This window comes from Streptomyces sp. NPDC000229, from assembly GCF_040300825.1.
Lineage (GTDB): Bacteria > Actinomycetota > Actinomycetes > Streptomycetales > Streptomycetaceae > Streptomyces.
The window spans coordinates 1-12,381 of the sequence record NZ_JBEPEL010000074.1 but is presented as its reverse complement, the minus strand read 5'-3'; the positions used below and the strand labels follow the sequence as shown (position 1 = coordinate 12,381).

The 12,381-nt window shown below is 70.7% G+C and carries 9 protein-coding genes; all 9 read right to left on the bottom strand.

The features are described from left to right. Window positions 1-27: 27 nt before the first annotated feature. A complete protein-coding gene (gene ftsZ, locus ABT360_RS27805; protein ID WP_351822128.1) occupies window positions 28-1,242 on the bottom strand; it encodes a cell division protein FtsZ in 1,215 nt (404 codons plus the stop codon). Between the two features lie 280 nt (window positions 1,243-1,522). Continuing rightward, window positions 1,523-2,380 (bottom strand): cell division protein FtsQ/DivIB, encoded by an 858-nt coding sequence (locus tag ABT360_RS27800; RefSeq protein WP_351822126.1) that lies wholly within the window; start codon window positions 2,378-2,380, stop codon window positions 1,523-1,525. Window positions 2,381-2,393: 13 nt separating this feature from the next. Continuing rightward, complete coding sequence (gene murG, locus ABT360_RS27795; RefSeq protein WP_351822123.1) at window positions 2,394-3,488, bottom strand: undecaprenyldiphospho-muramoylpentapeptide beta-N-acetylglucosaminyltransferase; 1,095 nt, start codon at window positions 3,486-3,488, stop codon at window positions 2,394-2,396. 6 nt (window positions 3,489-3,494) lie between these two features. Next, complete coding sequence (gene ftsW, locus ABT360_RS27790; protein ID WP_351822120.1) at window positions 3,495-4,916, bottom strand: putative lipid II flippase FtsW; 1,422 nt, start codon at window positions 4,914-4,916, stop codon at window positions 3,495-3,497. A gap of 49 nt (window positions 4,917-4,965) precedes the next feature. Next, entirely contained in the window at window positions 4,966-6,396 is a 1,431-nt protein-coding gene (gene murD, locus ABT360_RS27785; protein WP_351822117.1) for a UDP-N-acetylmuramoyl-L-alanine--D-glutamate ligase, read from the bottom strand. Continuing rightward, on the bottom strand, window positions 6,378-7,448 hold the full coding sequence (gene mraY, locus ABT360_RS27780; protein ID WP_351822114.1) for a phospho-N-acetylmuramoyl-pentapeptide-transferase: 1,071 nt from the start codon (window positions 7,446-7,448) through the stop codon (window positions 6,378-6,380). The genes murD and mraY overlap by 19 nt, the downstream gene beginning before the upstream one ends. After that, window positions 7,445-8,875: a UDP-N-acetylmuramoyl-tripeptide--D-alanyl-D-alanine ligase gene (locus ABT360_RS27775; protein WP_351822111.1), complete on the bottom strand. Its 1,431-nt coding sequence runs from the start codon at window positions 8,873-8,875 to the stop codon at window positions 7,445-7,447. Before ABT360_RS27775 ends, mraY begins: the two co-directional genes overlap by 4 nt. 4 nt (window positions 8,876-8,879) lie before the next feature. Next, window positions 8,880-10,547: a UDP-N-acetylmuramoyl-L-alanyl-D-glutamate--2,6-diaminopimelate ligase gene (locus ABT360_RS27770; protein ID WP_351822108.1), complete on the bottom strand. Its 1,668-nt coding sequence runs from the start codon at window positions 10,545-10,547 to the stop codon at window positions 8,880-8,882. Window positions 10,548-10,564: 17 nt separating this feature from the next. Continuing rightward, a complete protein-coding gene (locus ABT360_RS27765; protein WP_351822178.1) occupies window positions 10,565-12,313 on the bottom strand; it encodes a peptidoglycan D,D-transpeptidase FtsI family protein in 1,749 nt (582 codons plus the stop codon). Window positions 12,314-12,381: the final 68 nt, after the last annotated feature.

Sequence of the window (12,381 nt, the reverse complement as noted above, 5' to 3'; positions counted from 1 at the left end):
GTCGTGCTGCCCTATCACGTCACACGGTCACTTCAGGAAGTCCGGGACGTCCAGCTCTTCGGCCGAGGTGTCCGGGTACGGGCGGGCCGGCGGGACCGCCGGAGGGGTGACCGACAGGGAGCTGTCGTTCACGGCCGGGGCCGGCTCGGCCGCCGGTGCCGGGGACTCCTCGCGTACCGGAACGGTGCCGAGGCCGCTCACCGGGCGGGGGGTCTCCGTGGAACGCGCCGGGGGGGCCGGCTCCTCGCGCTTGCTGGACCCGGCACTGAGGATGTTGTCGCGCCGGGCCGGCGGCTGGCCGCCGTCGAAGCCGGCCGCGATGACGGTGACCCGCACCTCGTCGCCGAGGGCGTCGTCGATGACGGCACCGAAGATGATGTTGGCCTCGGGGTGCGCGGCCTCGCTCACCAGCTGAGCGGCCTCGTTGATCTCGAACAGGCCGAGGTCGGAGCCACCGGAGATGGAGAGCAGCACGCCCCTGGCGCCGTCGATGGACGCCTCCAGCAGCGGCGAGGAGATCGCCATCTCGGCGGCGGCCACCGCGCGGTCGTCGCCGCGGGCCGAGCCGATGCCCATGAGGGCCGAACCGGCCTCGGACATGACCGACTTGACGTCGGCGAAGTCGAGGTTGATGAGGCCCGGGGTGGTGATGAGGTCGGTGATGCCCTGGACACCGGAGAGCAGCACCTGGTCGGCGGACTTGAACGCGTCCAGCACGCTGACCTGGCGGTCCGAGATGGACAGCAGCCGGTCGTTCGGGATGACGATGAGGGTGTCGACCTCTTCGCGGAGCTCGGCGATGCCGTCCTCCGCCTGGTTGGCGCGGCGCCGGCCCTCGAAGGTGAACGGCCGGGTGACCACACCGATGGTCAGGGCGCCCAGCGAGCGCGCGATGTTGGCGACGACGGGTGCGCCGCCGGTGCCGGTGCCGCCGCCTTCGCCGGCGGTGACGAAGACCATGTCGGCCCCCTTGAGGACCTCCTCGATCTCCTCACGGTGGTCCTCTGCCGCCTTGCGACCGACTGCCGGGTTGGCTCCGGCCCCGAGGCCGCGGGTGAGTTCACGGCCGACGTCGAGTTTGACGTCGGCGTCGCTCATCAACAGAGCTTGCGCGTCCGTGTTGATGGCGATGAACTCGACGCCCTTGAGACCGACCTCGATCATTCGGTTGATGGCATTGACACCACCGCCGCCGACACCGATGACCTTGATGACTGCGAGGTAGTTCTGCGGTGCTGCCACGTCGAAGGCCTCTCGCCTCGAGTTACGTGTCGCCACTTCGCGGTGGTCTTCGCGCCGCGACGACGGATGCCGATTGGGACGGTCCGAAACGCCGACCCAAACCCTAACGTTGAAGTTTAGGGTTACCAGTGTCTCTGTTCGCTGGACTCTTCCGAACAGGACACTAAGTCGACAAGTGGCGCACGTTCAACGAACACGCCGAACCTCCCGTTTTTCTTTTCACCCTATGTGATCACCCATAGCGCTGACCAACCAGGGTGCTGGCCAGCGCATATGTGCGTCAACTCCGCGATGCCGCCGGGGCAGTCGGGGCACTCACGTCGAAGTGCCCCGCTTTGGGCGCCGCCTTCATCAGTGCGACGAGCGCACGCGCTTTCGCATCGCCGTCCTCGCCACTGCCCCACACCACGGTCCGGTCGCCCGTCAACTCCAGGGTGATGGAGTCGTACGAACGGACCCGGAGGACCTTGGTGTCCTCGGCCACCTGCGCCGGCAGGTCGCCCGCCACGCCCACCGCCTCGGCGGTCAGCCGGCCGGCGCCGAAGCGGCGCAGACTGGGCGACTGACCGGCCGTCAACTCCAGCAGGGGTACACCCTTTGGGGCCTTCGCCGCGTCCACCGTGGCGAAACGCACACCTTCGGCGTCCACTTCGGTGAACTTTCCGCCCTTTTCCACCAGGAGCACCGGGGTGCGCTCGACCAGGTTCAGTCCGATTCCGTCCGGCCATGAGCGGACGACGTCCACCGAGTGGATACGGGGCAGGGCGCGCCGCAGCCGTTCCTCGATCTCCTCCGTGTCGACCGACACCAGCGGAGCCCCGACGGGCACCGCGGCGGCCGCCTTGACCTCGGCGGGCGTCAGCACCCGCGTACCGGAGGTGGTGACCTGCTCGACCCGCAGCCACGCGGAGCCGTAGAAGAGCCAGACTGCGCTCGCGAGGAGGAGCAGGGCGGTGACGATCAGGAGCACGGCGCGGGGGCCGGGCAGCGGCCTGCGGTCACCGCTCGGCCCCCGACGCCACCGCGGGGAGGGCCGGGCCGAGGACGACCGCTTGGGCCCGGCGCCCTTGGGCTTTGTGCCCTTGGGCCCCCGGGGGCCCGGAGCGCCGCGCTCGGTGGTCGTCGTCGGCCCGGCCATGCTCCCTGCCTTCTCACGCCCTGTGGCGTGCCGCGATCGCCTCGTAGACCATGCCGACGAGCAGGTCGTCGGCGTCCCGGCGGCCGAACTCGGCGGCGGCGCGGGACATCTCGTACAGCCGGTGCGGGTCGGAGAGCACCGGGAGCACATTGCCCTGGACCCACTCGGGCGTCAGCTCGGCGTCGTCGACCAGCAGTCCGCCGCCCGCCTTGACCACCGGCTGGGCGTTGAGCCGCTGTTCGCCGTTGCCGATCGGCAGCGGTACGTACGCGGCGGGCAGCCCGACGGCGGAGAGTTCGGCGACGGTCATCGCGCCCGCGCGGCACAGCATCATGTCGGCCGCGGCGTACGCGAGGTCCATCCGGTCCACGTACGGTACCGGGATGTAGGGCGGCATACCGGGCATGTTGTCGACGTGCGGCAGTTCGTTCTTCGGGCCGACCGCGTGCAGGATCTGGATCCCGGACCGCTGGAGGACCGGGGCGACCTGCTGGATCACCTCGTTGAGCCGGCGGGCGCCCTGCGAGCCGCCGGAGACCAGCAGCGTCGGCAGGTTCGGGTCCAGGCCGAACGCGGCACGCGCCTCCGGGCGGACCCGGGCGCGGTCGAGGGTGGCGATGGTGTGCCGCAGCGGGATGCCGATGTAGCGGGCGTTGCGGAGTTTGCTGTCGGGCGTGGCGACGGCCACCCCGGCCGCGTACCGCGACCCGATCTTGTTGGCGAGGCCGGGCCGGGCGTTGGCCTCGTGGACCACGATCGGTACCCCGAGCCGCTTGGCGGCCAGGTAGCCGGGCAGCGCCACGTAGCCGCCGAAGCCGACGACGCAGTCGGCCTTGGTGCGCTCCAGGATCTGCTCGGCGGCCTTGATGGTGCCGCGCAGCCGCCCCGGAACGGTGATCAGCTCGGGGGTGGGCTTGCGCGGCAACGGGACGGCGGGGATGAGCGCCAGCTCGTAGCCCCGCTCCGGTACGAGACGGGTCTCCAGACCCCGCTCCGTACCGAGGGCCGTGATCCCCACGGTCGGGTCCTGCCTGCGCAGGGCGTCCGCGAGGGCGAGCGCGGGCTCGATGTGGCCGGCGGTCCCCCCACCGGCGAGTACGACATGCACCGAAATTCACCGCTCTCCGGACGGACGCTTCTTGACGCGCCGTCGCATCGACTTCCAACTCACCCCGGCCCATGTGCCGAGACCAGGCTGTCGCATGGCCAGGGCTGCCTTCGCCGCGGGCTCCTCTCGCGCGAAGGCGATGAGCAGACCGACGGCGAACATGGTCGGCAGCAGGGCGGAACCTCCGTAGGAGAACAGCGGGAGCGGGACACCGGCGATCGGCAGCAGGCCGAGCACCGCACCGATGTTGACCACGGCCTGCGCCGTGATCCAGGTGGTCACGCCTCCCGCGGCATACCTCACGAAGGGGTCCTCCGTGCGTCCGGCCACGCGGATACCCGCATAGCCTAGAGCCGCGAACAGGGCGAGTACCGACAGCGTCCCCGCCAGCCCCAGTTCCTCCCCGGTGATGGCGAAGATGAAGTCGGTGTGAGGTTCGGGGAGTTGGCCCCATTTTTCCACACTCGCACCCAGCCCGGAACCGAACCATCCGCCCGACGCCAGAGCATAGATCCCGTGCACGGCCTGCCAGCACGAGTCCCCGGGACCCGGCTCGGTGGCGCCGATGCAGGCGAGCCGTGCCATCCGGTTCTCGTTCGTCCTGATGAGCATCACGCCGATCGCGGCGGCGACGGCCAGCACCCCCACGAACATCCGGGTGGGGGCGCCGGCCAGCCACAGCAGGCCGAAGAGGATCGCGGTGAGGATGATCGCCGTGCCCATGTCGCCGCCGAGCATGATCAGCCCCAGCAGCATGAAGGCGACGGGGACGAGCGGCACCAGCAGGTGCTTCCACTGGGTCAGCAGCCGTTTGTCCTGCTTGCGGGCGAGCAGGTCCGCGCCCCACAGGATCAGCGCCAGCTTGCCGAACTCGCTGGGCTGGAGCTGGAAGGGGCCGCCCAGGTAGATCCAGTTCTGGTTGCCGTTGACGGAATGCCCTATCCCCGGGATCTGGACGAGCACCATCAGGAAGACCGTGCCCACGAGCAGCGGGTAGGCGAGCGCCCGGTGCAGCTTGGCCGGCACCCGGGAGGCGAACAGCAGCAGTGCGGTGCCGATGGCGGCGGCCAGGAACTGCTTGCGGAAGAAGTACGTGTCGGACAGCGACAGCTCCAGCGCCTTGATCTGCGACGCCGAGTAGACCATCACGAGGCCCAGGACGGTGATCAGCAGGCTGGCGCCGAGGATCACGTAGTACGCGGTCAGGGGGCGGTCCCAGGCCCTCCGTGCCCGCTCGTAGAGCCCGCGCACCCCACTGCCGCGCGGCGGGCGGGGTGCGGGGATCCTGCGGCTGCGGCCGGGCGCCTTGCGGACGGTGGGGGGCCGCCGGGGGCCGGCGGTCCGGCTGCGCAGGGCGAGACCCGCGACAAGACCCCCGACGAGGCTCGCGCGGTGCGGTGCGTACGCGGCGGCGTGGTCGGCCGGCATGGTCGCTGTCCCCTCCAGTCGTGCCCGGCGCGGCCGGACCTGGTGGCTGTCAGGCGCGCTCGGCGGCGAGTGCGCGGACCGCGTCCGCGAACGCCTCGCCCCGCTTGTTGTAGTTGACGAACATGTCCATCGAGGCGCATGCCGGGGCGAGCAGGACCGTGTCGCCGGGCTGTGCGAGTCGTGCCGCTTCCCGGACCGCCTCCGGCATCGCCCCAGTGTCGGTCCGGTCGAGGTCGACGACCGGTACTTCGGGGGCGTGTCGCGCGAGGGCTTCCCGGATCAGGGCGCGGTCGGCGCCCATGAGCACGACACCGCGCAGCCGCTTCGCCGCCGAGGCGACCAGCTCGTCGAACGTCGCCCCCTTGGCGAGTCCTCCGGCGATCCAGACGATCGGGTCGTACGCGGCCAGCGACGCCTCCGCGGCGTGCGTGTTGGTGGCCTTGGAGTCGTCGACGTACCGCACGCCCTCGATCTCCTCGACGAGCTCGATGCGGTGCGGGTCGGGCCGGAAGGCCCGCAGTCCGTCGCGTACCGCGGTGGCCGGGACGCCGAAGGCGCGGGCCAGGGCCGCCGCGGCGAGCGCGTTGGCGATGTTGTGCGGGGCCGGCGGGTTCACGTCGGAGATCTGGGCGAGCTCCTGGGCCTGCTTCTGCCGGTTCTCGACGAAGGCCCGGTCCACCAGGAGGTCGTCCACGATCCCGACCTGGGAGGGGCCGGGCGTACCAAGGGTGAAACCGACGGCGCGGCAGCCCTCCTCGACGTCGGCCTCGCGCACCAGGTCCTCGGTGGCCTTGTCGGCGACGTTGTAGACGCAGGCGACCTGGTTGCCCTCGTAGATGCGGCCCTTGTCGGCGGCGTACGCCTGCATGGAGCCGTGCCAGTCGAGGTGGTCCGGGGCGAGGTTCAGCACGGCGGCGGAGTGCGCCCGGAGGGAGGGCGCCCAGTGCAGCTGGTAGCTGGACAGTTCGACGGCGAGGACGTCGTACTTCTCCTCGCCGAGGACGGCGTCCAGGAGGGAGACGCCGATGTTGCCGACGGCCGCCGTCTTCAGCCCCGCCGCCTGGAGGATGGCGGCGAGCATCCGTACGGTCGTGGTCTTGCCGTTGGTGCCGGTGACCGCGAGCCAGGGCGCGGCGTCCGGGCCGCGCAAGCGCCACGCCAGCTCGACGTCGCCCCAGACCTCCACGCCCGCCTCGGCGGCCGCGGCGAACAGCGGCTTGTCGGGCTGCCAGCCGGGCGCGGTGACGATCAGTTCGGTGCCCTCCGGCAGGGTGGTCCCGTCGCCGAGGCGGACCGTGATGCCCTCCGCCTCCAGCTGCGCCGCCTGCGTACGGGAGCGCTCGTCGTCGCCGTCGTTGACGACCGTGACGCGCGCGCCCAGGCCCGCGAGGACGCGGGCGGCGGGGATGCCGCTCACGCCCAGGCCGGCGACGGTGACGTTCTTGCCCTGCCAGGAGGTACTCACTTGTCGGCTGCCCATCCCGCGTAGAAGAGGCCGAGTCCCACGATGACGCACATGCCCTGGATGATCCAGAAACGGACCACCACGAGCACCTCGGACCAGCCCTTGAGTTCGAAGTGATGCTGGAGCGGCGCCATCCGGAAGACCCGCTTGCCGGTCATCTTGAAGGAGCCGACCTGGATGACGACGGACATGGTGATGAGGACGAACAGGCCGCCCAGGAGGGCCAGCAGCAGCTCCGTGCGGGAGCAGATCGCCAGGCCCGCGAGCGCGCCGCCGAGGGCGAGCGAGCCGGTGTCACCCATGAAGATCTTGGCGGGTGAGGTGTTCCACCACAGGAAGCCGAAGCAGGCGCCCATGAGGGCGGAGGCGACGACGGCGAGGTCGAGCGGGTCGCGCACCTCGAAGCAGGCGTTGGGGTTGGTCAGCGTCTCGGCGTTGGCGCACGACTCCTGGAACTGCCACAGGCCGATGAAGGTGTACGCGCCGAAGACCATCACCGAGGCACCGGTGGCGAGGCCGTCGAGACCGTCGGTGAGGTTCACGCCGTTCGACATGGCCAGGATCATGAACAGCGCCCAGACCACGAACAGCACCGGACCGATGGACCAGCCGAAGTCGGTGATGAAGGAGAGCTTGGTCGAGGCGGGGGTCTGGCCGCGGCTGTCGGAGAACTGGAGCGCCAGGACGGCGAAGGCGATGCCGACGATCAGCTGGCCGGCCATCTTCGCCTTGGCCCGCAGGCCGAGCGAACGCTGCTTGACGATCTTGATGTAGTCGTCGAGGAAGCCGACGAGGCCCATGCCCGCCATCAGGAACAGGACCAGCACACCCGAGTAGGTCGGGTCCTCACCGGTGATGACCTTGGCGAGCGCGTACGCGATGAGCGTGGCCAGGATGAAGGAGATACCGCCCATGGTGGGCGTGCCCTTCTTGCTGCCGTGCGTGCGCGGGCCGTCGTCCCGGATGAACTGCCCGTATCCCTTGCGGGCCAGGAGCTTGATCAGCAGCGGCGTACCGATCAGGGTGAGGAAGAGCCCGATGGCTCCCGCGAAGAGGATCTGCCTCATCGGCCGGTGACCTCGCCCTCGGTGGTGTTCTCGAGCAGTGCCTGGGCGATCCGCTCGAGCCCGACCGACCTTGATGCCTTCACCAGCACGACGTCTCCCGGGCGCAGCTCACTGCGCAACAGGTCGATCGCCGCCCGTGCGTCGGACACGTGCACCGACTCCTCACCCCACGAACCCTCGTTATATGCGCCCAGTTGCAGCCAGGACGCTTCCCTGCCCCCGACTGCGACGAGCTTGCTGACGTTGAGCCGGACGGCGAGCCGTCCGACCGCGTCGTGCTCGGCGAGCGCCTCGTCCCCCAGCTCGGCCATCTGCCCGAGCACCGCCCACGTGCGGCCCCCCTTGGCCTGTGCGGCCTTGCCCATGGCCGCGAGCGCGCGCAGGGCGGCTCGCATGGACTCGGGGTTCGCGTTGTAGGCGTCGTTGACGATCGTCACACCGTCCGGACGCTCGGTGACCTCCATGCGCCAGCGGGAGAGGGAGCCCGCCTCGGAGAGCGCGGTGGCGATCTCGTCGACGGACATGCCCAGCTCATGGGCGACGGCGGCCGCGGCGAGCGCGTTCGACACGTGGTGCTCACCGTACAGGCGCAAGGTCACGTCACTGCACCCGGTGGGTGTGTGAAGCCTGAAAGCGGGCTGTCCGGTCTCTGTGAGCCGGACATTCTCGGCACGTACGGCGGCTTCGTCGGCCTCACCGAACAGCGTCACGCGCGCGTGGGTGCGGCTTTCCATGGCCCGTACGAGAGGATCGTCCGCGTTCAGCACGGCGATCCCGCCCTCTTCGGCGGACGGCAGCGCCTCGACGAGCTCGCCCTTGGCCTGGGCGATCTGCTCGCGGCCGCCGAACTCGCCGATGTGGGCGCTGCCCACGTTCAGGACGAGGCCGATCGTGGGCGGGGTCAGCTCGGTGAGGTAGCGGATGTGGCCGATTCCGCGCGCTCCCATCTCCAGGACGAGGTGCTCGGTGTCCTTGTCCGCGCGCAGCGCGGTCAGTGGCAGGCCGATCTCGTTGTTGAGGGAGCCGGGCGTCCAGACGGTGGGGCCCTTGCGCTGGAGCACCTGGGCGATCAGGTCCTTGGTGCTGGTCTTGCCGGCCGAGCCGGTCAGCGCGACGACCTTGGTGCCGAGGCGCCCGACGACCGCGCGGGCGAGCGCGCCGAGCGCGGTCTGGACGTCGTCCACGACGATGGCGGGCACCCCTACGGGGCGGGTGGCCAGCACGGCCACCGCGCCCGCGTCCATGGCGCGCTGCGCGTAGTCATGGCCGTCGACGTTCTCGCCGGTGAAGGCGGCGAAGAGCGAGCCGGACTCGACCTGGCGGGAGTCGATGACGACGGACCCGGTGACGTGGAGGGCCGGATCCGGTATGTCGTGCGACTGCCCGCCGACGATTTCGGCGATCTCGGCGAGGGAGAGGGCGATCACTACTTCATCCCTGACTGTTCTGGATTGCTTCGCGGAGGACCTGACGGTCGTCGAAGGGGCGTACCACTCCCGCGATGTCCTGACCCTGCTCGTGGCCCTTGCCCGCGACCAGCACGGTGTCACCGGGCCGGGCGCGCGCCACGGCGGCGGCGATCGCGGCGGCCCGGTCCTCGAAGACGGCGACCTCGCCGCGTTCGTGGACCGGCACCTCCGCGGCACCGGCGAGCATCGCGGCGAGGATCGCGAGGGGATCCTCGGAGCGGGGGTTGTCGGAGGTCAGTACGGCGGTGTCGGCGAGGCGTGCGGCGGCGGCGCCCATGGGGCCCCGCTTGGTGACGTCCCGGTCGCCGCCGCAGCCCAGGACGACGTGCAGCTTGCCCTCGGTGACCTTGCGCAGGGCGCGCAGGACCGATTCGACGGCGTCCGTCTTGTGGGCGTAGTCGACGACCGCGAGGTAGGGCTGGCCGACGTCGACGCGCTCCAGGCGGCCGGGTACGCCGGGGACGGCGGCGACACCGTCGGCGGCGGTCTGGGGGTCGATTCCGGCCACGGCGAGGGTGACGACGGCCGCGAGGGTGTTCGCGACGTTGAACGGGCCGGGCAGCGGGGCCTTGGCACTGACGCGCTCGCCCTCGGGGCCCCGGATGGTGAACGTGCTGCCCAGGGCGCCGATTTCGACGTCCTCGGCGCGCCAGTCGGCGTCGGGGTGGCCCTCGGCGGAGAAGGTGACGACGGGGACGGAGGCCTCCTTGGTCAGCCTCCTGCCGTACTCGTCGTCGAAGTTGACCACTCCCAGGCGACTGCGGCGCGGGGTGAACAGCTGCGCCTTGGCCTGGAAGTAGTCCTCCATGCCGGAGTGGAACTCCATGTGCTCCGGGCTGAGGTTGTTGAAGACGGCGACGTCGAAGACACAGCCGTCGACCCGGCCGAGCACGAGGGCGTGGCTGGAGACCTCCATGGCGACCGCTTCGACGCCGCGCTCGCGCATCACCGCGAACAGCGCCTGGAGGTCGGTGGCTTCGGGGGTGGTCCGTTCCGACTTGATCGCCTCGTCGCCGATGCGCATCTCGACGGTGCCGATCAACCCGGTGCTCCGCCCGGCGGCCTTGAGGCCGCCTTCGACGAGATAGGCCGTGGTGGTCTTGCCGGAGGTGCCGGTGATGCCGATCTGGAGCAGGTCGCTGCCCGGCCGGCCGTAGATCTCGGCGGCGAGCTCGCCCATCCGGCCGCGCGGGTCCTCGGTGACCAGGACCGGCAGGCCGGTCGTGGCGGCGCGTTCGGCGCCGGAGGGGTCGGTGAGGATCGCGACGGCTCCGAGGTCGGCGGCCTGGCCGGAGAAGTCGGCGCCGTGGAGGCGGGAGCCCGGCAGGGCGGCGTAGACGTCTCCGGGGCGTACGGCCCGGGAGTCGTGGGTGATGCCGGTCACCTCCGCGCTGCCCGGCGCCGGGATGTCCAGCCGGGCCGCCAGCTCGCCCAGGGGTGTGGGGCGGACCTGGGCCGGTCGCGGCGCCCCCGGGCGTTTCGCGGGGGCGTCCGTCGGGGTGGTTCGGGACTGATCAGCGTGTGGCACGGCGGTGAGCGTACCGGGCGCACCCGTGATCGGGCTAAATGAGGGCGCCCGGGCAGCGTGGTCGCCGGATCGGTTCCCGGGGTTGGGCGTGATGGTTGTCACTGGCTGCTCCCGCCGGCTCACTCGCCGGGTTTGAACGTGACCGGCATCCGAGGTGGTTTTTTGCCGGTGGGTGCGACTTGCAGGGTTTTGAGGGCGAACTCCATGACCTTCTTGTAAATGGGGCCGCAGATCTGGCCGCCGAAGTAGCTGCCCCTGGTGGGGTTCTGGATGGCGCAGTAGACGGTGATCCGGGGGTCGTCGGCGGGGGCGAAGCCCGCGAAGGAGGCGGTGTAGCCCTTGTAGCGGCCGAGTTGGGGGTCGACGCGGTTGGCGGTACCGGTCTTGCCGGCGACGCGGTAACCGGGGATGGCGGCCTTGGTTCCGGTGCCTTCCTCGTCGTCCACGACCGATTCGAGCATGGCGGCGAGGGTCTTGGCGGTCTTCTCGCTGACCACCCTGGTCTGCTTGGGGGCGGGGGCCGGGGTGAAGCGGCCGTCCGGTCCCTTGGTTCCGCGTACGAGGGTGGGCTCGATGCGGACGCCGCCGTTGGCGATCGTCGAGTAGACGGACGCCGCCTGCATGGCGTTGATGGACAGGCCCTGTCCGAAGGGGATCGTGTACTGCTGCGAGGTGGACCAGTCCTGCGGCTTGGCGAGGATGCCGGCGGTCTCGCCGGGGTAGCCGAGACCGGTGGGGCTGCCGAAACCGAACTTGCGCAGGTAGGAGTGCAGGACCCGGTTCGCCTGCGGCTGGGTGGGGCCGAGCTGGCCGGTGGCCAGGATGGTGCCGATGTTGCTGGACTTGGCCAGTACGCCGTTGAGCGTGAGGTACCAGGTGGGGTGGTCGATGTCGTCCTTGAACAGCCGGTCGCCCCGGTGCAGCCGGTTGGGGACGACGACACGGGTGGACGGCGTGGCGGCGCCCTCCTCCAGGACCGCGGCCATCGAGATGACCTTGGCGGTGGAGCCCGGTTCGTAGGCGTCCTGGAGGGCGGCGTTGCCCATGGCTGCGGAATCGGCCTGCGACAGGTCGTTGGGGTCGAAGCCGGGCGCGTTGGCCATGGCGAGGACCTCGCCGGTCCGGGCGTTCTGCACTATCACGTAGCCGCGGTCCGCCCTGGACTCCTCGACCTGCTGGGTGATGGCCTGCTGGGCGGCCCACTGGATGTCGCGGTCGATGGTCAGCTCGATGTCGGAGCCGGGGACCGCGGGGGTCTCCCGGGCGCCGACGGTGGGCACCCGGCGGCCGCCCGACTGGGCGTACTTGATCTTGCCGTCCTTGCCGGACAGCTCCTTGTCGAGCATGGACTCCAGGCCGCCTCCGCCGCGGCCGTCGGCGTTGACGTAGCCCAGTATCCCGGCGGCGAGGGTGCCGTTGGGGTACACGCGCTTGCTGCTGGGCTCGTTGAAGATGCCGGCGAGCACGCTGACGCCGGGTGCGCCGCCCGCCTTCTCGGTGCGGGCCTTCTCGGCGAAGACGTTCTTCAGGTCCTTGATCTGGTTCCAGACCTGGGGGGTCTGGCGGCGCGCCAGCAGCGCGTAGCGGGATTTGGGCGCTTTGAGCTTCCTGACCAGTTCGGCGGGGTCCTGGCCGAGGATCGGCGCGAGGAGCGCGGCGGCCTGCTCGGGGGCGTCGGGGGCCTTGCTCTCCTCGGGCGTGAACATCTTCGGGTCGGCGGTGATGTCGTACGCGTCGACGCTGGTGGCCAGCGCGATCCCGGCGCGGTCGGTGATCTCGCCGCGCTCGGCGGACAGTGTGTACTCCTGGTACCGGTTCTTCTCGGCCTTGGCCGCGTACGCGTCCCCGGCCGGGTTGTCGCCGGTCATCCAACCCCCGTCGACGAGGCTCAAGCCGCAGCGGGAGGCCGCGAGTTCGAAGAGCTCCCGGTCGGGCT

Coding starts and splice junctions, on each gene's coding strand:
- murD (WP_351822117.1), bottom strand. CDS start 6,396: ATGGGCAGCCGACAAGTGAGTACCTCCTGGCAGGGCAAGAACGTCACC.
- ftsW (WP_351822120.1), bottom strand. CDS start 4,916: ATGCCGGCCGACCACGCCGCCGCGTACGCACCGCACCGCGCGAGCCTC.
- mraY (WP_351822114.1), bottom strand. CDS start 7,448: ATGAGGCAGATCCTCTTCGCGGGAGCCATCGGGCTCTTCCTCACCCTG.
- ABT360_RS27765 (WP_351822178.1), bottom strand. CDS start 12,313: ATGACCGGCGACAACCCGGCCGGGGACGCGTACGCGGCCAAGGCCGAG.
- ABT360_RS27800 (WP_351822126.1), bottom strand. CDS start 2,380: ATGGCCGGGCCGACGACGACCACCGAGCGCGGCGCTCCGGGCCCCCGG.